Source organism: Aurantivibrio plasticivorans (assembly GCF_055392955.1).
This window is the reverse complement of sequence record NZ_AP036020.1, coordinates 398,064-421,018: the sequence shown is the minus strand read 5'-3', so window position 1 is coordinate 421,018 and position 22,955 is coordinate 398,064. Positions and strand designations below refer to the sequence as shown.

At 47.6% G+C, this 22,955-nt stretch carries 18 protein-coding genes; 8 read left to right on the top strand and 10 right to left on the bottom strand.

Going from position 1 to position 22,955, the window contains the following annotated elements; all coding sequences use genetic code 11:
- Positions 1-67: 67 nt before the first annotated feature.
- From ACZ5NB_RS01895 to ACZ5NB_RS01870, 6 genes are all read right to left on the bottom strand, one after another.
- Positions 68-892, bottom strand: a complete 825-nt coding sequence (locus ACZ5NB_RS01895) for a 23S rRNA (adenine(2030)-N(6))-methyltransferase RlmJ (RefSeq protein ID WP_460231156.1) — start codon at positions 890-892, stop codon at positions 68-70.
- A 256-nt stretch (positions 893-1,148) separates the two neighbouring features.
- Positions 1,149-2,963 (bottom strand): translational GTPase TypA, encoded by a 1,815-nt coding sequence (typA, locus tag ACZ5NB_RS01890; RefSeq protein ID WP_460231155.1) that lies wholly within the window; start codon positions 2,961-2,963, stop codon positions 1,149-1,151.
- A gap of 204 nt (positions 2,964-3,167) precedes the next feature.
- Positions 3,168-5,582, bottom strand: a complete 2,415-nt coding sequence (locus tag ACZ5NB_RS01885; protein ID WP_460231154.1) for a bifunctional diguanylate cyclase/phosphodiesterase — start codon at positions 5,580-5,582, stop codon at positions 3,168-3,170.
- Positions 5,583-5,708: 126 nt separating this feature from the next.
- On the bottom strand, positions 5,709-6,188 hold the full coding sequence (locus tag ACZ5NB_RS01880; protein ID WP_460231153.1) for a hypothetical protein: 480 nt from the start codon (positions 6,186-6,188) through the stop codon (positions 5,709-5,711).
- A gap of 45 nt (positions 6,189-6,233) precedes the next feature.
- The gene (gene thiI / locus ACZ5NB_RS01875; RefSeq protein WP_460231152.1) at positions 6,234-7,688 is read right to left on the bottom strand and encodes a tRNA uracil 4-sulfurtransferase ThiI; all 1,455 of its coding nucleotides are present in this window, start codon (positions 7,686-7,688) and stop codon (positions 6,234-6,236) included.
- Between the two features lie 50 nt (positions 7,689-7,738).
- The gene (locus ACZ5NB_RS01870) at positions 7,739-7,888 is read right to left on the bottom strand and encodes a hypothetical protein (protein WP_464107817.1); all 150 of its coding nucleotides are present in this window, start codon (positions 7,886-7,888) and stop codon (positions 7,739-7,741) included.
- 201 nt (positions 7,889-8,089) lie between these two features.
- Between ACZ5NB_RS01870 and glnA the strand changes: the two genes are divergently transcribed.
- The 7 genes from glnA to ACZ5NB_RS01835 all read left to right on the top strand — a co-directional run bounded on the left by glnA (position 8,090) and on the right by ACZ5NB_RS01835 (position 16,369).
- Positions 8,090-9,496, top strand: coding sequence for a glutamate--ammonia ligase (gene glnA, locus ACZ5NB_RS01865; RefSeq protein ID WP_460231151.1), 1,407 nt, complete (start codon positions 8,090-8,092; stop codon positions 9,494-9,496).
- A gap of 151 nt (positions 9,497-9,647) precedes the next feature.
- On the top strand, positions 9,648-10,187 hold the full coding sequence (locus ACZ5NB_RS01860; protein WP_460231150.1) for a DUF4124 domain-containing protein: 540 nt from the start codon (positions 9,648-9,650) through the stop codon (positions 10,185-10,187).
- Between the two features lie 254 nt (positions 10,188-10,441).
- Positions 10,442-11,518: a nitrogen regulation protein NR(II) gene (gene glnL / locus ACZ5NB_RS01855; protein WP_460231149.1), complete on the top strand. Its 1,077-nt coding sequence runs from the start codon at positions 10,442-10,444 to the stop codon at positions 11,516-11,518.
- Complete coding sequence (gene ntrC / locus ACZ5NB_RS01850; protein ID WP_460231148.1) at positions 11,505-12,917, top strand: nitrogen regulation protein NR(I); 1,413 nt, start codon at positions 11,505-11,507, stop codon at positions 12,915-12,917. The genes glnL and ntrC overlap by 14 nt, the downstream gene beginning before the upstream one ends.
- A 100-nt stretch (positions 12,918-13,017) precedes the next feature.
- The gene (locus tag ACZ5NB_RS01845) at positions 13,018-14,013 is read left to right on the top strand and encodes a YbgA family protein (protein ID WP_464107816.1); all 996 of its coding nucleotides are present in this window, start codon (positions 13,018-13,020) and stop codon (positions 14,011-14,013) included.
- Between the two features lie 33 nt (positions 14,014-14,046).
- On the top strand, positions 14,047-15,474 hold the full coding sequence (phrB, locus tag ACZ5NB_RS01840; protein ID WP_460231146.1) for a deoxyribodipyrimidine photo-lyase: 1,428 nt from the start codon (positions 14,047-14,049) through the stop codon (positions 15,472-15,474).
- Positions 15,475-15,670: 196 nt separating this feature from the next.
- Positions 15,671-16,369: an OmpW/AlkL family protein gene (locus ACZ5NB_RS01835; RefSeq protein WP_460231145.1), complete on the top strand. Its 699-nt coding sequence runs from the start codon at positions 15,671-15,673 to the stop codon at positions 16,367-16,369.
- A gap of 108 nt (positions 16,370-16,477) precedes the next feature.
- On the opposite strand, the gene ACZ5NB_RS01830 is transcribed toward ACZ5NB_RS01835, so the two are convergent.
- Positions 16,478-16,945, bottom strand: coding sequence for a YaiI/YqxD family protein (locus ACZ5NB_RS01830; RefSeq protein ID WP_460231144.1), 468 nt, complete (start codon positions 16,943-16,945; stop codon positions 16,478-16,480).
- Between the two features lie 9 nt (positions 16,946-16,954).
- Positions 16,955-20,116: a BTAD domain-containing putative transcriptional regulator gene (locus tag ACZ5NB_RS01825; RefSeq protein WP_460231143.1), complete on the bottom strand. Its 3,162-nt coding sequence runs from the start codon at positions 20,114-20,116 to the stop codon at positions 16,955-16,957.
- Positions 20,117-20,633: 517 nt separating this feature from the next.
- On the opposite strand from ACZ5NB_RS01825, the gene ACZ5NB_RS01820 reads away from it, so the two are divergent.
- Positions 20,634-21,266, top strand: coding sequence for a Crp/Fnr family transcriptional regulator (locus ACZ5NB_RS01820; RefSeq protein ID WP_460231142.1), 633 nt, complete (start codon positions 20,634-20,636; stop codon positions 21,264-21,266).
- On the opposite strand, the gene ACZ5NB_RS01815 is transcribed toward ACZ5NB_RS01820, so the two are convergent.
- Both ACZ5NB_RS01815 and ACZ5NB_RS01810 read right to left on the bottom strand, forming a co-directional pair.
- The gene (locus ACZ5NB_RS01815) at positions 21,252-21,485 is read right to left on the bottom strand and encodes a DUF2061 domain-containing protein (RefSeq protein WP_460231141.1); all 234 of its coding nucleotides are present in this window, start codon (positions 21,483-21,485) and stop codon (positions 21,252-21,254) included. The two genes, ACZ5NB_RS01820 and ACZ5NB_RS01815, sit on opposite strands and share 15 nt — an antisense overlap.
- A 187-nt stretch (positions 21,486-21,672) precedes the next feature.
- On the bottom strand, positions 21,673-22,914 hold the full coding sequence (locus ACZ5NB_RS01810) for a serine hydrolase domain-containing protein (RefSeq protein ID WP_460231140.1): 1,242 nt from the start codon (positions 22,912-22,914) through the stop codon (positions 21,673-21,675).
- Positions 22,915-22,955: the final 41 nt, after the last annotated feature.

The window sequence follows — 22,955 nt, the reverse complement described above, 5'->3', positions numbered from 1 at the left end:
AACCATACACCGGCGCGATCACTAGCGGAAATTCAGGCAGCACCAACGGCCTTTGAAATAGGATCAATTACTCTGCTACTAAGTGCTCACACCGCCATCGCTCACTGCCGTCCTTTGATAGCGCGCTAGACAGGCGGCCTGCAACGCGGCGATACAGCGCGGACAGGGTCCAAGGTGGATTCACAATAATCATTCCCGACGCAGTCATACCCAGCGCGGCATCTTCAGCGACACCCATCTCGTACAGCTGAGTATTTTTAAGCGTCGTTTTTTTTATTTTAGCTTCCAAGGCATCAATCGTGCCGCGACTCACCATCGGGTACCACAACGCCAGAGTAGCTTGCGGCATTTTTTTATACGCCTTCTGCAATATATCAACGACGGTATGATAATCACTTTTAACTTCGTATGATGGGTCAATAAGCACTAGCGCGCGCCCATTAGGCACAGGGAAAAGGCTCAACAACCCTTTAAAGCCATCCTCCTGTCGCACATAACACTGCCCTTTCTTTTCACAGTGCACCCGCAGATCTTTGACAACCTGCGGATGCATTTCAAAAAACCACGCCGTGTCGTCTGCCCGCAGCAATTGCTTAACGATTGAGGGAGAGCCGGGGTAGTTTCCATTTTTTAACTCGCCACTAACAAGCTCTCGATACAGATCGAGCTCTGGATAATTTTCCCAATTTATTTTCAATACACCGTCAAAGATTTCGTTAGTTTTCAACGCTTCCACACTATCGATACGATACATCCCATTGCCTGAGTGCGTATCAATATAAACAAAAGGTTTGCTTTTCAACTGTAGGTAGCGAACGCATTCGATTAGCAACCAATGCTTGAGAACATCCGCATGATTACCTGCGTGAAATGGGTGCAAATAGCTAAACATAACTATCCTTTTATTTAACGCCTGTTGTCGAATCGACAGGCTGCACACTATGTATTACCGACGCCCCAAAAATCATGTTGTCTTGGTCTCGCGACAACAATTTTTATGTTACTTGTATCCTTTTTGAAAACTTTGCAAGTTTACGAGTATCCAGAACGGTTCCGCCGAGAATTCGGTGTCGATGCAAGAACGATTAGGGGAGTGCTTGAGGAAAGAGAAAGCGGCATATCGCGAATGCGCTATGCCGCCGCATTTTTTAACCGGCGTTTTTAGCGCGCTTACGCTCGTTCTCGGTTAATAATTTTTTACGAATACGAATGCTTTCGGGTGTCACTTCGACAAGTTCATCATCTTCAATAAACTCTAAGGCTTGTTCCAGTGTGTGCTTGATAGGGGGCGTTAAGGTTAACGCCTCATCCGTGCCTGACGCACGCACGTTGGTTAGCTGCTTGCCTTTAATCGGGTTAACCGCGAGATCGTTGTTGCGCGAATGGATACCAATCACTTGACCTTCATAGACGTCGACTGCATGGCCTAAGAATAAACGCCCACGACTTTGTAAATTGAACAAAGCATAAGCCGCTGTTTTACCCTTTAGCATACTCACCAACACGCCATTTTGGCGCTTCGCAACTTCGCCATCCTTTACCGGGCCATAATGGTCAAAAATGCTGGTCATGATGCCGGAGCCAGAGGTCAACGTGAGAAACAAACCACGGAAGCCGATCAACCCTCGAGATGGCATAATAAACTCTAAACGCACACGCCCTTTGCCATCTGGTTCCATATTAGTAAGTTCGGCCTTGCGCAATCCCAACTCTTCCATGATGGCACCTTGATGTTGCTCTTCAACATCAATGACCACTTGCTCGAAGGGCTCTTGAATTTCGCCATCAATCTCTTTCTGAACAACTTCCGGGCGCGATACACCTAATTCAAATCCTTCGCGGCGCATGGTTTCGATCAATACTGATAGGTGCAACTCACCACGACCAGAAACAATAAACTTGTCTGCGCTATCGCCTTGCTTTACTCGTAACGCCACATTGTGAATAAGTTCTTGGTCGAGACGATCTTTGATATTACGGCTGGTAACAAACTTACCTTCTTTACCCGCAAACGGTGAGTCGTTCACCATGAATGTCATACTCACGGTAGGCTCGTCGACTGTCAGAGGCGGTAGCGCTTCGACACATTCAGGGTCGCAAAGCGTATCGGAAATACTGAGGCCATCGATGCCATTGACGCAAACAATGTCACCAGCGGTGGCCAGCTGCGTTTCAACCTGATCTAGGCCGAGGTAGCCCTTCACATTCAGCACCTTGCCTTTGCGCTCTTTACCATTCGCTTCTTTGACAATCACCTGCTGACCCGGCTTTAACGAGCCGCGAGTAATGCGGCCAACACCGATAACGCCAACATAGCTATCGTAACTTAACGCAGAGACCTGCATTTGGAATTTACCGTCAGGGTCAACATCTGGAGCAGGGACATTCTCAACGATCATTTCGTAGAGAGGCGTCATGTCATCGGCCATTTCGTCAGGCTCTAGACCTGCAATGCCATTGATAGCCGATGCATAAATAACAGGGAAATCTAACTGCTCTTCGGTCGCTCCAAGGTTATCAAATAGATCGAATACCTGATCCATCACCCAGTGAGGGCGAGCCCCAGGACGGTCGATTTTGTTAATGACAACGATTGGCTTTAAACCTCGTTCGAACGCCTTAGACGTTACAAAACGTGTTTGCGGCATGGGGCCATCGACGGCATCGACTAGCAGTAGTACAGAATCCACCATCGATAGGACACGCTCTACTTCACCACCGAAGTCGGCGTGCCCAGGAGTATCGACGATATTAATGCGGTAGTCGTTCCATTTGATCGCAGTATTCTTTGCGAGAATGGTAATACCACGCTCTTTCTCCTGATCATTGGAGTCCATGATGCGCTCAGCACCTTCGTCTTTTCGATCCAGGGTGCCAGATTGGCTCAGAAGTTTATCGACCAGGGTGGTTTTCCCATGGTCTACGTGAGCAATAATCGCAATATTGCGGAGTTTCTCAATCACAAAAAAGGCCTCAAATTCAGGAGCTTAGAGTACTGCAGGCGGGGGTGACTACGCGGCAGGTCCGGCTGGTTAAAAACGGGCGCGATTATACCTAGGTGGGCTAAGCACCACCAGTGGCAGCGACGAAATTTTGTGCATCATCACGTAGTGAGTTTTCGACGGGAGCTAGAACCTTTTGAATTGACTCGCTGGTTGGCGCTCACATCAGATGAGAGAAGCCGGTTCTTCTAGAAATTGCTCTACTTCTTCGCTGGGAAGCGGCTCGGAAAAGAGGAAACCTTGCCCTTGATCGCAGCCATGCTCCATCAAAAATTGCAGCTGGCTGGTGGTCTCAATCCCCTCCGCAATGGTGGTGACATTCAATTCTCGACACAGGCTCAATAACGACATGACAATTGCGCGGGCTTCACCATTTTGGGTCACATTGGCAGTAAAGCTCTTATCAATTTTCACGGTATCAATCGGCAGTTTTCTCAAGAAACTCAACGATGAATAACCCGTACCAAAGTCATCCAAACTGATTTCGACACCCAAGTTGCGGAGCGCACTGAGGTGCTGCACGGCCAGCTGCTCGTCTTGCAACACACTGGTTTCCGTCAGCTCTATTTCTAAGCGGCTGGGTGATAAACCAAAATGCTCTATCATCATTTCAAGCTGCTCAACCAGATCCACCTGCGTAAGCTGACGGGCTGAGATATTAATCGCAATCCGTACTTCCTTCGGCAACATCCTGTCCCACAACTGAATCTGCTGCATGGACTCGCCTAAAATCCAGTTCCCTATATCGCGAATCAAGTTGCTTTCTTCAGCGATCGGAATGAATTTACCCGGAAGGATTAATCCTTTTTTCGGATGCTGCCAGCGTATCAATGCCTCGAAGCCTACAGGCTTCATATCTGCCAAGCGAACCTTAGGCTGGTAGTACAAGCAGAATTGATTCTGCACCATGGCGATCTGCAGTGCATTCTCTAGAGCAAGTCGCTGGTGAACCTGATCATTAATCGCTGAGGTAAAAATATGATAGTTATTTTTACCGCGCGCCTTAGCTTCATACATAGCAAGGTCTGCATTGCGTAAAAGTGTATCTGCGTCACGACCATCGTCTGGAAAAACAGCGATGCCAACGCTAGCACCAACATGGATTTCACTTTTTGCAACAAAGAAGGGCTCGTTCAAATCTTGAATAATACGCTCTGCAACAACAGCTGCATCATGAGGCGCTTTAATAGAACTTAATATTGCATTAAATTCATCACCACCTCGACGACTAATGAGCTGATCCACCGACGTTACGCCAGCTTGCTCGAATAAAATGTCGGCCTGACGTAAACGATTTTTTAAGCGGTCAGATATTTGCACCAATAACTCATCGCCCGCCTCATGACCAAGACGATCATTTACTTTTTTAAAGTCGTCCAAGTCAATAAATAGCACCGCCGCTTTATTTCGTTCCGATTCCGCTCTCGCCAATAGTCGATTTAAGGTTTCGCGTAATGTAGTGCGGTTGGGCAGCTGGGTTAGCGGATCATAGTAGGCGAGCTGTCGAATTCGACGGCTTGTATGCATCAGCTGCTGCCCCATTTGTCGAAAAGCAACAGCCAACTCACCAAGCTCATCTTTAGTACGAATGTTTAGCTCAGGACGGAATTCACCACGTGCTATATGCCGCGTAGCGTCAATTAAGTTATGAATTGGTTTAATCGCAATATTATTAACAAAGTGATTAAAAACAACGCCAGAAAGTAGCAGCGTAAAAAACAGTGCACCAACAAAAATGAAAATATAAGGTAGACGTTTATCAAACAAGACTTGCTTATCAGTCAGCGTCGCCAACCAAAAACCATTAGCCACTGGTCGCACACTGGCAAAATACGATCGATCTGCCACGTTAAGAGTATCGATAAAACCATGCTCGCTACGCTGATAGAGCTGCGCAATATTGTTAAGTCGCGTAACAACTTGTTCACTTTGCGTAACCACATTGCCATCATTATCGAGCAGTACAATTTGATCGGCACGATCCGTACCATTGACAACACCCAGGCTATGCTTGAGCAGAGGGGAGACTGCAACTTCAGCCACAAAATAACCGAGCACAGAATCATTCCGCTTGATCGCAGCCCATCCAATCAAGACACCCACTGACGACTTACTGTTGGCAGTTCCACTCTCAGCAACTAAAAACCCGATAGATTCTTGACTATCAATTAGCTCCGGCAGTGCTGAAAAATAATCTTTCGAGAACTGCCCTGAACCGACACTGGCAAGCGGGGTTTGCAACTCAAGGGCTGAGTATATGGACAAGCTGACCAACGATTCTTCGCTCTCGAGAATGTCAACTAAGAACGACTGAATGCTTTCATTGTAACTCTGTGCTGGTCGCTCGGTTTTCTGCAGAGCGCTTATCAACGCAGCATCTCGTGCCGATTGACGAACAACATAATCAATGTATTGAAAATAACGAGAAACTGAATCCCCTTGCGATTCAGATAATTCAGCTTGGTAGGTAAATAGATCTTTCTTGAGCTGACCATCGATATACACATAGCCAATACTGCCCAATATTGCGAGCGGTGCCAATAAAAGCGAAAACCAAAGTAACAGTAATTTTATTCTCAAGCCCATCAGCTTTTATTCGCAGCGTTCCCATCCATGTATTCGCCGATGAGCCTGCTGCAAGTCCCCCAAAACTAATTGATGCGGCCACTACTTTAGAGCATTCCACATGCGCAAGTAGTTGCCTTCCTATAAACCAAAAAATCCACCGTCTGATTGCCGACGTGCTCCTGGTTGTTCCTGCTTGTTTTCAACGCTTTCGAAATGAGTAATCGATCCGCGCGAGGCATGCACAAAACAATTCAGAAAAAACTCTGTCGTTTCACCGCTACTGCTGTTGCGCCCGTAGAGGTCCAAACGGTAATACATTTTGAAACGATTTGAGCGCTCATCATAACGGCTTGAGTGGCGATCTAATGTAATAAAACGTAACCGTTTACCAAACTTTTCTTGCGCGAAGTTTTGGCACTCCATGGCGGCATCGGTCAATGTGACATTTTTATAGCCGTTGCTTCCTGCATTGCCGCCCCCGAAGAAGCTGATCAAATCTAGGTCGCCACGCCATACAAGAGTTGCTACAAAACCACATACAATCACAAATAGCAACAAGACGGCGACGCTCGTGTTTTTTGTGTTGGATGATCGACGTTTTTGAGGCGATTTTGCCATACGCTCCCTATTGAAGAGCCTTATTTTCCGTGCAAAGTGACTGGCTTAAGGGCGATAAACACCTATATTGGTGAAGCCCAAATCCGCTAGGTGTGCAGCGTGAAGCTTACTCATAACCCCTTTATCACAATACAGCAGGTATTGCCGATTACTATCCAATTTGGGAAAGCGGGTATTGAGCTGATAAAAAGGCACTTTCATTAGTGTAGCCCCACCTAGATCAAGCGGCTGCTTTTCTTCCTCATCGGGATGACGGATATCAATGACGATCGCATCGCCTACACTCTCTGAAATACTCGTTTCTTTAATATCGCCCTTCAGGTCTTCAGCAACCTGATGGATGGGCATTTCAGCACGGCTCGCCAGCGCTTGTTCTAAAACATCCCAATTAAAATTCGTTTCTTCCCTCTCAATTCTTTCTCGACTGGCTCGAGTTGTCGGCTTGACGGAAATAACGCCGCAATACTCCGGCATATTTGCAGCAAATTCCTCTGTCCCAATTCGTCGTGATAACTCAATGATTTCACCCTTGTCCATTGTAATGAGCGGGCGCAACACTAAGGTATCGGTTACCGAGTCAATAACGCTGAGATTAGTGAGCGTTTGGCTAGACACTTGAGCAATAGCTTCACCAGTCACCAGCGCTTGTATGTTTTTCTCTGCTGCAATTCGCGTCGCGGCTCGCAACATCATTCGCTTGAGCACCACCCCCATTTGGGAGTTGTGAATATTTTCGAGAATTTCACTGACGACCCCTTCAAAGGGGACAGAAATAAACTTTAGTGGTTGATCAGGAGAGAATTTACGCCACAAATAGTAACTGACTTCTTTGACCCCCAACTCATGCGCGCGCCCCCCCATATTGAAAAAGCAAAAGTGCGTTTGCATACCTCGCTTTATCGTAAGATAGGACGCTACAGTGGAGTCAAAGCCGCCAGACACTAACGAGAGTACCTCGTCTTGAGTGCCAAGGGGATAACCACCCAAACCAGGGCGCTGGTTTTGCAATACAAAACACTGGTCGTTTAAGATTTCCAATTTGACGACGACTGTTGGGTTACTTAAATCAACACTGGCTGACTCACAACGCCAGTTGAGCACCGAGCCTAATTTGCGCTCCACTTCCATAGAGTTGAAGTCATGTTTGCCTTGTCGCTTAGCACGCACCGCAAAACGCTGATTTTCCAGGTGCGGCAACCACAACTCTGCAACTTTTTCGGCCAAATCATCAAGGTCGGTAAAGGTAACTCCCACAGCTTCTGAAAAATGCGCAATGCCAGGCGTTTGCGCGAGTATCTCTGCCACTTTGCTCTCAGCAGCAGCATCGACATCTCCCTTCACTTCAAGGCGATCCCAATACCTCACGACTTCAATACCGGAGGAAGCAACATCGTATTTAATCCTGCGCGCCAAATTGCGATGTAATTGCTTAACGAACCGCTTGCGCACAGGCGAGGTTTTGATAGTGATTTCAGGGAAATATTTGACAACAAAGAGCATGATATTCGCGGAACCAGGTGTTAGATCAAGGGAGCGGCATTATAGGCGAGCTATCGCTTTAACTCATCTGCCTCTTGACTTAACATGGCGCAAACTACGGCACGCGCCTGCCGCAATGCCTGATGCTGGGTAGGACGCACACCAATACGGTGCTCACGAATAATTGCAGTGTGGTCTCCCCCAGCACGAATAGCCAGCACGTTAACCCATTGATTTTAAAAGGGTTATACCGAGCTGCAATTAGAGTAAGTCGTGTTTTGTAGTTTTAGGGTATCCGGCTATGTATCCTCATAACCATCCCTGATGTTGGGTACTGAGCCGAACATAGAAAACCTGGGTCCCTCGACACAATTGAGCATTCACATTCAAGATTAAAGACTTAACCATCTGGAGGACACCGAATGTCAGGTATTTCCCTGAGCTTGATCAATGATAACGAAGCCCGCTGGGTTGATTTACGCTTCACCGACACCAAAGGAAAAGAGCAGCACGTAACGATACCAGCGACTGAAGTCGACGATGACTTTTTCACCGAAGGCAAAATGTTCGACGGTTCTTCAATTGCGGGCTGGAAAGGCATTAATGAGTCAGACATGATATTGATGCCTGATGACGAAACAGCTCTTTTAGACCCTTTCACTGACGAACCAACGGTCATCATCCGCTGCGATATCGTTGAACCCTCAACAGGTCAAGGATACGAGCGCGATCCACGCTCCATCGCCAAACGAGCCGAGGCTTACCTAACATCAACCGGCTTAGGTGATTCGGCGTTCTTCGGTCCCGAGCCAGAATTCTTCGTATTTGACGATGTAAAATGGGGCTCAGATATGAGCGGCTCGTTTTACAAAATCAGTTCTGAAGAAGCCGCTTGGTCTTCTGAACATCATTTCGACGATGGCAACATGGGCCACCGACCCGGCGTAAAAGGCGGTTACTTCCCAGTTCCACCAGTTGATTCGCTTCACGATCTGCGTGGCGCAATGTGTAACGCCATGGAAGCCATGGGCCTAAACATCGAAGTACACCACCACGAAGTAGGCACTGCCGGTCAATGTGAAATCGGTGTGGGTGCCAACACCTTGACCAAGAAAGCCGACGAAGTACAAGTACTGAAATACTGTGTACACAATGTTGCCCACGCTTACGGTAAAACCGCAACGTTTATGCCTAAACCGCTGGTTGGTGACAACGGCAGTGGAATGCATGTTCACCAGTCATTCGTCAAAGATGGTGTCAATCAGTTCGCGGGCGATGTCTATGCCGGCTTGAGTGAAACCGCGCTGTTCTATATCGGCGGGATCATTAAGCACGCAAAAGCCTTAAATGCGTTTTGTAACGCTTCAACTAACTCCTATAAACGTCTAGTGCCAGGCTTCGAAGCCCCTGTTATCTTGGCTTACTCAGCGCGCAACCGTTCAGCGTCCATCCGCATTCCTTACGTTTCAAACCCCAAAGGCAAGCGTATTGAAACTCGTTTTCCTGACTCAACAGCGAATCCTTACTTGGCATTTGCTGCGTTGCTAATGGCTGGCCTGGACGGAGTGAAAAACAAAATCCACCCGGGTGATTCGGCCGATAAAGACCTCTACGATCTTGAGCCTGAAGAGCTGGCAGAGTACCCAACGGTTTGCGCGACATTCGACGAAGCGCTGAAAGCCCTCGACGAAGACCGGGCGTTCCTAACCGAAGGTGGTGTTTTCTCTGACGACATGATCGATGCCTATATCGCACTGAAGTCTGAAGAAATCGAGACGCTAAACATGACCACTCACCCCGTTGAGTTCGATATGTACTACAGCGTTTAATTCAAACGTTAATAGACGATAGAAAAAACCCAGCTACGGCTGGGTTTTTTGTGGGCCCCATAGTCGTAAGGTCACAATGAAAATGGCTTGGAGCTGCGCCAAAGCAAACGGTACACTTGCTGCACTACATCCCAATTGATGGAATGAATCTATGCGCCTTATGGTTTTTAAGTTATTTATCACGATTGCCTACTGCCTCTTGTTCAGCCAGAGCACCTATTCAGCCGACGTTTATAAAACAGTCGACGAGCATGGCAACATAACCTACAGCGATAGTCCCTCAGGTTCATCATCAGAGAAAGTACAATTAAAAGAAGACAACCGAATGCCGGCACCAGCGCTACCAGCCACCCCCAGCGCACCTCGCCAAAGTGAAGAAGAGTCGCCTGAGCAAGAGATCCCAACGAGCTACAGTGTAAGCATCACCTTTCCAACCCATGAATACCACGTACCTCCGGGTGAACGAAGCCTTACTGTGAGCACAAAAACCGACCCTGAACTCCATAGCAGCCACACTGTTAAGGTGAGCGATAATGGGTCTATGTTAGACGGCTCGACCATCAACCATATCACCCCTGGAACTCACAGCATCAGCGCAAAAGTCGTTGATAAGCGCGGAAAAACGCTAGGTAGAGCGGCCGCCGTTACCGTGTATGTTCACCGAGTGAATAGACCGCGACCAGCCCCTTAACGGGCGACACCCAAGAACAACTGACAAGCCCCATTTTAGAACCACTTTTTTCACCCCTCCCCTTTATGAATCACGAGAGCACACTTTTGGTTCATACTGATGCACCACACCCCATAATTGCACTACAATTGCGCACACCTCTTTCTCCGATAGCGAAATATCTCAGCTGATCACTACTGGTTATGCGCCTTGAATTGCCCCAATTAGGTGGTTTAGTTTTTGCAAGCGTCCGCTAAGCAGTGAAGGACACACCAATGCCAATAAACCCAGACTTCAAACAAATCATCGAAAACCTGACCACAGCCATTCTCATTGTTGATCAAAAGCTGTGCTTCCAGTACGTCAATCCGGCGGCAGAAATCCTCCTCGAAATCAGTGGCGACCAAGTTAAAGGTACACCTATCAGTAGCAGCTTTCACGAATCCGAGGCAGCTTTAGATACCTTGCAAGACGCTTCGACGCACCGAGTCACTTACACTAAACGACAAGCACCATGGCAACTGCCAAATGGCACAGACCTAACCGTCGACTACTCTGTCACTCCCTTAGCAGAAAGCTCAGATCTCCTCATTGAAATCCAGCACCTGGACCGCCTACTGCGCATCAGCCGTGAGGAAGCGACAACAGCAGCCCAAGAAACCACTCGAAACTTAGTGCGTGGGCTTGCTCACGAAATCAAAAATCCGCTAGGGGGGATTCGCGGTGCCGCTCAGCTGCTCGCACGTGAACTCAACGACAGATCCCTTGATGAATATACCCACGTCATCATCCAAGAGGCTGATCGTCTGCGCAATCTAGTGGACAAGATGCTCGGCCCACACCAACCCACCTCAATGGAAGCGGTCAACATTCATGCGGTCGTTGAACGCGTTGCCACCATTATCAATGCCGAATCCGGTGGCACCTTGGTGATTGAGCGCGACTACGATCCAAGCATCCCTGAGATTCAAGGCGATAAAGAGCAGCTAATCCAGGCGATTTTGAACGTTGTTCGCAACGCTTGGGAGGCATTAGAAGATGCTGGCATGAAAGATGAAGGGGAAATAACTATTCGTACGCGTGTGCAGCGTCAATTTACCATTGGGCGCTTCCACCATAACCTGGTTTGCCGGATTGACATCATCGACAACGGCCCAGGTATTCCGCCAGAAATCATTGAAGATATTTTTTACCCAATGATTTCTGGGCGAGCCAAGGGAACCGGACTAGGACTCGCAATTTCACAACAATTAATCAGCCAACACTTAGGGCTAATCTCCTGTGACAGCCGCCCTGGGCGCACACAGTTTTCAGTCTACATACCTATGGAACAAGATAATGCAAAAGTCTAATCAAGTGTGGATTATTGACGACGACCGATCGATTCGCTGGGTGCTAGAAAAGGCACTGCATCAAGCAGGCATTGAGACCGAAAGTTTTGATAGTGGCGACCGCGCCATGCTGGAATTACAAAGCTCCCATCCCGAAGCCGTAATTTGCGATATCCGCATGCCCGGCATTGATGGCTTGGAGATGCTTAAAAATCTGCAACGGGATAACCCGGATGTACCCGTCATCATCATGACAGCTCACTCAGACTTGGATAGTGCTGTCGCTGCCTACCAAGGTGGTGCCTTCGAATATTTACCAAAACCATTTGACGTAGACGAAGCGCTAGCGGTGACTCAACGTGCGCTTGCACATGCAAAAGAGAACCGTGGCCTCAGCGTCCCTGAACCCCAGGAAATTGGTGGTGAAATCATCGGTGAGGCACCTGCAATGCAGGAAGTGTTTCGAGCCATCGGGCGCCTTTCGCAATCCAACATTACCGTTTTAATTAATGGCGAATCAGGCACCGGTAAAGAGCTTGTTGCTCGCGCGCTCCACACCCACTCGCCTCGACGCAGCAACCCCTTTATCGCGCTGAATATGGCAGCCATTCCCAAAGACTTAATTGAATCGGAATTGTTTGGTCACGAGAAAGGCGCATTCACCGGCGCTGGCGCGCAACGCTCTGGCCGTTTCGAACAAGCTAACGGCGGAACCCTGTTTCTCGATGAGATTGGAGACATGCCCGCGGAAACGCAAACACGTTTATTGCGAGTGCTCGCCGATGGTGAATTTTATCGCGTAGGCGGACACACTCCCGTAAAAGTTGATGTGCGAATCATTGCGGCAACACACCAAGACTTAGAACAACTAGTTGAAGCAAATCGCTTTCGGGAAGATTTATTCCACCGCCTCAACGTTATCCGGATTCACATCCCTAAACTGGCCGACCGACGGGAAGACATACCGAAACTGGCAACCCACTTTTTTCAAACAGCCGCGAAAGAACTCAACGTTGAACCTAAAATATTATTGCCACCAACAGAAAACTACCTGTGCAGCTTAAGCTGGCCCGGTAACGTTCGCCAACTTGAGAACACCTGCCGCTGGATTACAGTGATGGCTTCTGGGCGAGAGGTTCACCTGGAAGACCTCCCACCAGAATTACTCGACAAGAAGGAAGCTAGCGCTCCAGCGGGTGATTGGGAGAATGCACTTCGCCATTGGGCAGACCAAGCGCTTGCAAGAGGCCAGCACGATATTCTCTCCGAAGCGGTGCCGACGTTTGAACGGGCACTTATCGAAACCGCACTTAAACATACCGCCGGACGCAAACGTGACGCCGCAAACTTGCTTGGCTGGGGCCGCAATACCTTGACACGTAAACTCAAAGAACTCGGTATGGCGGATAGCGACGACTAGAGTTTCAGACTCTTTTGATCTAACAACTCAGACTATTCCGTTAATCCAAACATGCTTTTCGTGCGTATGATTAGTGTGGCTGGATTAACTGGAGTAGCACATGCATTCTACAAACCGAAACACCTCACACAGCATCACTAGCAATCCAAACAAACCTCTTGTCGCCATTGGTAGCTGCCTCGTGGGTAAGCCCGTGCGTTTTAATGGCCAGCATAAGCGCAAGCATCGCCACGTCGAAGCACTTAAAGAATTTATGGATCTCACCCCCATCTGCCCAGAAGTCGGCATCGGCATGGGTGTCCCCAGAGAACCCATTCGCATTGTCGAAAAAGAGGGGAAATTGATTGCTACCGATTCAGCTACCCAGAAAATCGACGTCACCGAACCACTCGAGCAATACGCGCAGCAACAACTTGCTCGTCATCCAGACCTCTGTGGCTACATTCTTGTTAAAGACTCCCCCAGCTGCGGCCTAGAACGCGTCAGTCGTTACAATGCGAAAGGAAACTTTACCGCGAATGACGCCACGGGAATTTACGTCAGCTCACTCATGAATCATGACCCGCTGCTTCCACTCGAGGAAGACGGCCGTCTGCACGACCCCAATCTTCGAGAAAGCTTCGTAGCACGGGTTTATGTCTACCATCAATGGAAACAAATGCGACACAGTGAGCTAACGGTAAACGCTCTACTCCAGTTCTATGCGCGCCACAAGTATTTGGTGACGGCTCATGACGTCAGCACTTATAAAGAAATCGGTCCCTTACTGGCCAATGCAAAACAATACCCTATTGATGAATTGGCCGATAAAACCATCACGCTGATCATGAGTGCGCTGAAAAAGCCTGCAACACGACGCAGCCAAGCCAACGTCATGCATCACATACAGGGATATTTAAAGCAGCACATCTCCGGTCCCGAACGACAACGGTTGCGCGAACTTATCGAGCAATACCGGGAAGGGATTATTCCAATGATCACACCGATGACTATGTTGCAACATCACTTTCACCACTCGCCCGACGAATACATTGCCGAGCAAGTATTTATGCAACCTTATCCAGAGGCATTGGCACTGCGAAGCCATCTCGCTTGATATTGGCACTTTGCTGAAGGATTTAATCGACACGTGGGAACTGACTCAAGGTCATCAAAAGACTACAAGCATGCGCTCGTCTGGATTCGCAACGATCTTCGAATTCACGACAACCCCGCATTACACAACGCCTGTAAAAAAGCACATGAAGTAAGCGCCTGCTTCCTGCTTTGCGAAGAAACGTGGAACACGCACCACGTCTCGAATCGCCGACTCGGATTGACCTATAGCGCACTGCAATCACTCAATGACGAGCTAGCGCAGCTTGGCATCAAGCTGCATGTGCTCAATGCAAAGACATTCGATAGCGCCGCAGATTCTCTTCTCACGCTGGCAAAAAAATGCCAGATCGATAGCCTGTTTTTCAATTACGAATACGCACTGGATGAGCAACAACGTGACTCACAGGTTTCGAAACGCTGCGCCGAGCATTCGGTTGACGTTATCCGTAGTAACGCCAATATCATCATACCGCCTGGAAAGATCAGCACAAAAAGCGGCACGCCCTTTAAAGTATTCACCCCTTTCAAGCGTGCCTGGCTGAGTCACTATGCAGACTACGACCGACACCCACTAGCAAAACCCGCAGCGAAAGGCAGCATCAAGGCAAAACCATTAAAATTACCAACCACTGACTTTGACGACGAATACCACCAGAAACAGAAAGTCACCGAGAAACAGGCGCTCAAACAGCTCAAGCAGTTTATTCAGCGCGATGTCGACAACTATCATCACCAGCGCGACTTACCCAGCATTGAAGGCACAAGTCTACTCTCGCCCTTTTTAACCATTGGGCTAATATCGCCCAGGCAATGCATACACCTGCTACGCAACCACAATCAGGGCGATTTGGTATGTGAAAAAGAAGGGCCTGATACCTGGCTGAGCGAAATCATTTGGCGCGAATTTTATATTCATCTGCTTACGGCATTCCCTCAGATTTCAAAAAACTGCCCAATGAAACCCGAAACCGAGTCAGTGCCATGGCGACACGACGAACAGGACTTCGAGCGTTGGTGTAAAGGGGAAACAGGCTTTCCTTTAGTCGATGCCGCAATGAAGCAACTGAACCACAGCGGCTGGATGCACAACCGTTTGCGGATGGTTGTCGCCACCTTTCTCACCAAGTACCTCCTCATCGACTGGCGATGGGGAGAGCGCTACTTCATGGAACAATTAACGGACGGCCACTTCGCTTCGAACAACGGCGGCTGGCAATGGTGCGCCTCAACCGGCACCGACGCCGCCCCCTACTTCCGAATTTTACACCCTGTACGTCAGGCGGAGCGCTTTGATCGCGATGCAACATTCATAAAACAGTGGCTACCAGCACTAACAAACCTACCTGCAAAAGTGATCCATAAACCCGGCGACCCCGCCCTACTCGACGCAGGTTACCCTGCACCGATGATTGATCTCACCTTCGGTAAGGAGCGCTGTTTAAATGCGTTTAAAAAGTAATATACAACGTTGAGAAGTAAACACTTTTGCATTAGAGGCATCGACTTCTTTTTATTAAACGATTTTAATGCCACCCCAAATGACACGCCTGCGCAAATTATTCAGATAATTTCATCTGATTGATCCAGGTCATCTCCAAGTTTTTTCTACGCCCTACAATGCACGCCGTAACATCATAACTATGATTGAGGGCAATATGATTAAACTATCAAAATTAACAACCGTTATTGCAAGCCTAGGACTAGCGATAGGCTCTACTACTGCCATGGCATACGAAAAAGGTGACGGCATTGTGCGTCTAGGTGCGGCTTATGTGAACCAGCAGTCTGGCAGCGACCCTGTTACTCAGACAGGTTTACCTCTGCCAGCAACTTTAACTGGCACCAATGTAACCGTTGATGACGATGCAGAGATTGGTTTAACCATTGCGTACATGCTCACCGACCACATTGCCCTTGAACTGCTAGCCTCTACGCCGTTCTCTCACCAAGCAGAGGTAAGCGGCATTGTTCCCGGAAGTCTTAATCTAGCGGAAGCAAAACAATTACCACCAACACTGAATGTACAATACTACCCACTTTCCACCACAAGCAAGTTTCAACCGTACATTGGTTTAGGTGTTAATTACACTTTATTCTTTGGCGAAAAGCTTCACAAAGATGCCGCAAACGCTTTGGGCAGCGACGGCGACGTATCATTAGATGACTCTGTCGGCCTGGCCTATCAAATTGGTGCTGACTTTGCTTTAACCGACACGTTTGGATTAAATATTGCGATTTGGCAAATTGACCTAGACACAACGGCGACCATTGACCTAGATGTGGGCGCAAAAATTAAAGCTGATATCGAAATTGATCCGACTGTATTTATGATTGGCGGTGCCTTTAAGTTCTAAACAGTAAAAGGTTTAAACACCGACAACAAAAAACACAATGGGTGTTTTCTAGGGCCTCTCTACTGAGGCCTTTTTTATCGCTGAAAACTTAAATCTTCAATAATTATGTTATGTATTCTTAGCCTTTTCTGAACGGAATTGATTCAACCAGCGATCAAGTTGATTCGCAAATTGTTGCCTATCACTTTGAGATAAGCTCGGCGTTTTCGATTGCACCAACCCACTCGATCGCATCGTCTCCATAAAGTCCCGCATATTTAAACGAGCACGCACATTTGCCGCAGTCAGTTTTTCGCCACGACTGGTAATAACCACACCGTGTTTATCAACCACCTCTGCTGCTAGCGGAATATCGGAAGTAATCACGAGATCATTTTTCTCAACGGACTGAGCAATAAGGTTGTCAGCGATATCAAAGCCCTTTGCAACCTGCACAAACTTTACAGTTGGCAAGGATGGTAACTGCAAGGGTGAATTAGCTACAAAGGTAATTGGCACGGCGACGCGCTGAGCCGCTCGCAGCAATACCTCTCGAATAACCACTGGACAAGCATCGGCATCAACCCAAATCTGCATAATATATCTCTATAACGAAATCGCATTGCGTAAAGATTGCTGGTAAGCAGCCTGGACTTGAGGTGACGGTTCCAAGCCAAACCGAATCCGTAGCATTTCTTTGTATTGCTCAAAGGCATTCATAATGGATGACTTTTGCTTAAGACTGGAAAAACAATTCATCAGCACGACGTAAAGCGGCTCATAAGTTTCATCGACGGATAAGCCACGCCTCGCCAACTCAATGGCATCATCAATATAGCCAATCAGCAAATAGTGATTACTCAATCGTTTGACCAAGGTTAGATAATCTTTGTGTAACGATTCTCGATAACGCAACACCCAAAAATCGCTATCGGCATTGAGGAATGGCCCACGATATACATCAATCAAGCGTTGTAACCGTGAAGACTTCGCGGACAACCAACTTTGACGGTGTAACAGCCGTTTAACCTCCCCTTGAACAACCCAGGCGTCGACCCAGCAGTGCTGACGACTCAATGAAACCCGATTATCTTGCTGTATAACAGCATCTCGACCTACCAACTTTCTCAATCGAGATAAAGTTACTTTGAAGTTATTAAACCCTTTTTCGCCATCTAGCTCCGGCCACAATATCTCAATTAATTCTGATATCAATATCGGCTCTCGGCCTCGAGTGACCAACAATTTCAACATTTGTATTGGACGGCCGCTTTGCTTAGCCAAATCTAGGTTCTGCCCATCTAACGTGACGCTAAACTCACCTAGTGAGCGAATTCTTACCGACCACGGCCAATTGATCAATGTCCTCCCAAGATCATTCGGCGACACTTTTTGTAGCACGATACGCTGACAAACGAAATCAGGCGCTATATCCAGGTCGAGGGCTTGACTATAGACATCAGATAACAACAAACCAACCGAACCGTGAAAATTAACGATATCGTTATCCCTCGCAAAGTAAATCGCTTTTGCAACGGCTTGATAGGCATCCTGCTTTGCACCTTGAATAACAATCCACGCCTCCAACAACAGCACTTTGTACTGCACCAAACGCGAAATATGTGAAAGCCGCATAACTTTCAATTCATCTAATGCACTTAGTGATGCCTCATATTGACCAAGGCGAAAATTCACAACACTCAACAAAAAATAACAGGTAGACACACCAAAACTATGCGACATCGAGCGTGCTTTTTTAAGCACATTATTGAGAATAGGTTGAGCCGTCGCAAAGTTTCCACGCTGCACACACAACCACGCCTCACTAATTCTTGCATTTATCTTTTCAATCGTCCGTGCTTCAGGGTGAGTGCGAAGTTGCTGAGCCTCTTCGCCAACATTCTCCGGTTGATCGTTAAGCAAAAACGTCGTCATCCTACCACTGAGCAAATTGGTTCTTGCAGGCAAGCCCTCATACAAATGCAGCTGCTCTGCTTCATCGGTGGTACGATTAGCTTCACTGACTTGAGCTCTAGCCGCCAAGTACATCGATTTAATCAGCAAGAAAAATAATGCTGTTTGAGGTTCGACGGTATCAAGCGAAGGAATTTGATCCAATAGCGTGTCAACGTCGCGCGTTAGAGGAACGAAACCATAATTATAGAAATGCCAAAGCAACACGGCAATCAAGCGTAGGCGCGCTGTTGGGTCCTCCTCCTCGCTCAGCAAAACCTCGCATTCTTCTGCAAGCGTTCCATATTCGAAATTTTCCGGGCATCGCCAATTTAGACACCACATCACACCGATAATGACAGTAATGTGAACTTCCTGGCTTGGGTATTGCGGACAGCGACGACGCAACCTATGTAATTTATCAAAGTGTTCATCTATACCCGAAAGATCCGCTCTGCCCAACGCGAAATTGAGCGCGGTGCCTGCCCATGTCATATATAGCCCGGCAAAATCTCCTTCCCGCTCAAATTGAATCGACGCTTTTTGCCACTCTTTTGACGCATCGGGAAGCGACATGACGCTGAGAGCTCGGCCGTAAAGCACAAGCAACCACGGCAACTGATCCCTAACTGATTGCGGTATGGCTTCGACCCACTCCAACAGAACTTCGTGCTCACCTGCTTCCAATAACACCTTACCTTCCCGCATGCACAAGCTAATGAGCTGTTGCCAGGATGACGCCTGACAATAATTTTCTGCAGCCCAACGCGTAGCACCAGCGGCCTCTAGTACACGACCAGACTGATAAACGATGTTGAAGTATTCTCTGTTCGTTAATGTCTCCCTTCCATGCCGCATCAAAAACCGCTTAAACACCGGATTCATTTGATACCAAACATCATCACTTTTTGAAAATCCCGCTTTTGATGCGTACAAGCATCCAGTTGATAAACGAATTCTATCTAGCGACTCTATGAGCAAATCTCGATCCAACAACATGAGGTCTTGGAGCATACCGACGTTGAATAGCGGCAACGCAACCAATCGAAGGAGTATAAACTTTTGCTTCGCTGTCAGCGGCTCGAACACCTCGTGCAACAAAAAGTCATACAAGGTTTTTTCACCATACCTCGACAACGGTTCGGAGGCTTTGCCAACATCGTCTAGGGACCGAGAAAAAATAACGACCCCTGCTACCCACCCTTGCGTTTGATGCACAATTTGTCGAGCGACCTCGCCTTCTGGAATATTCAGCAGGTCAAACAATGTCGACATTTCTTGAGCATCAAACAGCAACGCTTGAGTATCGAGGCAAATCAATTGTTGTTTGACAACAAACTTGGCAATTGGCCCGGCAATTAAGTCGCGTGACGTCAATATTAGTCGGCCATGGCCAGGTAACTGAGCAATCAATGCCTCAATAAAACGATAACCGCGCTCACTCGCGGTAAGATGGTGCGCATCATCAATCACCAAACAAAACGGTTTTTCACACTGCGCATAAAATCTTTCAATCACTGCACTGTCATCACCGGCAGGCTCATTAGGCAGATGCTCCGCAGTCCGCATACTAAGGTGCATTGCGCAACGTGATACGGAATCTTTGTCCGGTTCAACGTTGACCCAAATTGATTCACCCTCAAATTGTTGCTGAAATTGCGCAGCCAAGGTTGATTTACCGACACCCGGGGCACCAAATAAACACACACAACGGTGACTATCTTGATTTAATTGACGTAACAACCTAGGCCGAAAAAGTGTGTTATCAACTGATGGGCCGGCATGCATTCCGGTGGGTAGTTTGGATGGTGACATTTTTACTTCTTGTATATGCAAAACTAATTTCTGATTGTCACTTTTGCCCTAAATGATGTAGCGATAGGCTGTATTTCAATTTCCTGCCGAAAAGTGTGACAAACCTCTAGTTTTTATCTCGCAGGTCAACATTTCTTAATGTTGTAACCCTAACTGTAACCTCAATTACACAAAAATGCCCGCGTTTGATGATTCAGGGTGCTTTGATTAAGTCTTTGGATCCTAGCGGCTCGAGAGAACTGGGAGTTCTCGTAGTTCAAGTCGCATCGTAGAGCTGTGCTATGCAACGCAACTCGTCACTGAGCTTTGGGGGCGATGCTTAGCCATTCGCTAAGTTATCGATGGGCGAGCGCACAGCTTTAAGAAAATTGGCGCGATGGGTTTGAAATGGATTTCTAAGCCAAGGAATCGGCTTGCTGGTCGCGCCAACCTTTTTCTTGCTTCATGGACGGCGCTACATCGAGTTGTGCTAGTTCGGCTGTTGCCACACCTTTAATATAAAGCAAGCTTATAGTTTATGACCAAGCATTCACACGCAGACTTTGCGACCATGAAGTCACTTTTTGATAGTGAAGCAAAGGTGTCTATTAGCAGCTGGCTATCCCTCACCAAGAAATCAGAAGCCGTTGAGCTATCGCGCGGTAGCACGCTTCAAGAAATTTATTTTAATGTTTCTCACATTTATTTTTTAACCAGTGGCGTTGCTCAAGAATTTATTGAGCTTGAGTCTGGAAAAAATATTATTCGCGCATTTCATATGGCCCCAGCTGTTGTAGGAAACTTATCAGATTACAAACGTCATTCGATTAGCCGCCACAACGTAACGATGATCGAAGAAGGTAGCGCTATGCGCATACCTTGCCAGGCACTCATCGACCTCATGTCCGAATGTCCAGATTTGGAGCGTTGGTTTTTAATTAATATGTCGCAAGCTCTACTTAAACATCAACATCGTTTACAGAGCCTGTTACAACTTGAGAACGAACAACGCCTGGAGGCATTTTTTTCAGATCAGCCTGAGCTAGCAAGCACACTATCGAGCCAACATATTTCCGAGTACCTGAACGTACCGGCAGTTATCGTCAATATAGTCCGCAAGGGTTACAAGAAAGCCTCAAAGCAACGAGAGCATTCCTTAATGAGCGCATAACCGCGTCTCTTTTGCTGACTGCAACGTCCAACCTTTCAAGCTCCAGGCTTTTTCGTGGAAGTAGTACGCTACGGTATTACACATCGGCTCAACCAAAGCCAGAGCTCCTCCTACCATGACATCACCGGTCATGATTAAGCCGACAGTGAAAGCCACTGCCATGTGAATCACAGCGAAGCTAATCGTTTTCTTAACACCATTGGTTTTAGACTGGTTCATTTCAACACCTCAGACATCCATCACTGATTAACAATGTGTCCAGTATTGCAAATGACTCTCATTTGATGAAATTAATCGATACTAACAGCGCAATTTAAAATGGCTATTGTAATGAGGCAGAGCCTCGAGTCAGAAGGCGACTCAGACGATGAGGATAGAGGCCGAATGGCCCCTATCCAAGGCAAGACTATAGAGGGCGGTAAATGAGCTGGCGGGTTTTGCTGTGCAAGCCGCGCGCATAACGCAGGTCGTCATGATTGATCATCCCCACGAATACGACATTCTCAACAGGATCAATCCAAAACCAGGATCCAGCAATCCCCCACCACCAATGCGTACCGACCGGCATGCCATCCGCTTTGGCCGGGTCGTTCACAATGGCAAAATCAACACCAAATTGGTTACCTGGATACCCCGGACCAATATTCGCGATACTGTCGGGCAGCTGATTGGAACGCATAATGTCGATAGCGTCTTCTGACAAAATTCGCTTGCCGTTATAAACACCCTTGTTTACATGCATGAGTGCAAAATGCATGTAATCTTCCGCGGTAGAAATCAAACCACCACCGCCAGAGAAAAACGTAGTTGGCTTAAGGTAAGTGCTATTTTCTGGACTCGCTAGCTTGCCATCTTTACCCGGACGATAGCGGCGTACTAAACGATTTGCTTTTTCCGTCGGCACTTGGAATGAAGTGTCCTTCATTCCAAGTGGTGAAAACAATCGCTCCTGTAGAAATTCATCAAACGGCTTACCCGAGAGCACTTCGACTAAGTAACCTTGAATATCGACCGAGATACTGTACATCCAACGGCTACCCGGCTGATGATTCAGAGGGATCGACGACAGTTTGTCCGCCATATCCGCCAACGTGGTATCACGGCCAAGAATGTTGGCTTTAGCGTAAGCTGAAGGAACTGGGCCTCGAGACAGCGGTGGAAAATACGCGTAGCCACCAGTATGGCTCATCAATTCGCGTATTGTGGTCGGATGCTCCGCCGGTTCTGTGGTAAAACTGCCATCATCAGCAACGCCTGTATAAACCTCTAGCCCTTTCAGCTCAGGAATATATTTTTCAACAGGATCATCTAATTTAAATTTTCCCTCATCATAGAGCATCATCAACGCAGTGCCGGCAATAGGCTTCGTCATAGAGAAAATTCGAAATAGACTGTCATCGGTCATTGCGACATTGTTTTCTAAATCGCGGTAGCCGTAAGACTCTTTCATCTGCACCACGCCGTCTTTCGCCACCATCGCGACGACACCGGCAAGTTCGCCGTTATCAACACGCTGCTTTAGCTCGGCCTTAATGGCATCGATGCGTGCAGATGCAATAGGCTCGGCAGCTGTAATTCCGCTAACGGTGGTTGAAAGAAGAATGCTTGCGGCAAGAACTGCTCGCTTGCAATGGAGAGCAATGGACATAAGAACCCCTCATCAATCATTAGGTCGGTATTTAAAATTGA

Bases quoted from the DNA above. Each gene is read 5' to 3' on its own strand.
- ACZ5NB_RS01835 (WP_460231145.1), top strand. From the start codon at position 15,671: ATGATTAAACTATCAAAATTAACAACCGTTATTGCAAGCCTAGGACTA.
- ACZ5NB_RS01830 (WP_460231144.1), bottom strand. From the start codon at position 16,945: ATGCAGATTTGGGTTGATGCCGATGCTTGTCCAGTGGTTATTCGAGAG.
- ntrC (WP_460231148.1), top strand. From the start codon at position 11,505: ATGCAAAAGTCTAATCAAGTGTGGATTATTGACGACGACCGATCGATT.
- ACZ5NB_RS01845 (WP_464107816.1), top strand. From the start codon at position 13,018: ATGCATTCTACAAACCGAAACACCTCACACAGCATCACTAGCAATCCA.
- glnA (WP_460231151.1), top strand. From the start codon at position 8,090: ATGTCAGGTATTTCCCTGAGCTTGATCAATGATAACGAAGCCCGCTGG.
- thiI (WP_460231152.1), bottom strand. From the start codon at position 7,688: ATGCTCTTTGTTGTCAAATATTTCCCTGAAATCACTATCAAAACCTCG.
- ACZ5NB_RS01810 (WP_460231140.1), bottom strand. From the start codon at position 22,914: ATGTCCATTGCTCTCCATTGCAAGCGAGCAGTTCTTGCCGCAAGCATT.
- ACZ5NB_RS01825 (WP_460231143.1), bottom strand. From the start codon at position 20,116: ATGTCACCATCCAAACTACCCACCGGAATGCATGCCGGCCCATCAGTT.
- ACZ5NB_RS01880 (WP_460231153.1), bottom strand. From the start codon at position 6,188: ATGGCAAAATCGCCTCAAAAACGTCGATCATCCAACACAAAAAACACG.
- ACZ5NB_RS01820 (WP_460231142.1), top strand. From the start codon at position 20,634: ATGACCAAGCATTCACACGCAGACTTTGCGACCATGAAGTCACTTTTT.
- ACZ5NB_RS01860 (WP_460231150.1), top strand. From the start codon at position 9,648: ATGCGCCTTATGGTTTTTAAGTTATTTATCACGATTGCCTACTGCCTC.
- glnL (WP_460231149.1), top strand. From the start codon at position 10,442: ATGCCAATAAACCCAGACTTCAAACAAATCATCGAAAACCTGACCACA.
- ACZ5NB_RS01895 (WP_460231156.1), bottom strand. From the start codon at position 892: ATGTTTAGCTATTTGCACCCATTTCACGCAGGTAATCATGCGGATGTT.
- ACZ5NB_RS01815 (WP_460231141.1), bottom strand. From the start codon at position 21,485: ATGAACCAGTCTAAAACCAATGGTGTTAAGAAAACGATTAGCTTCGCT.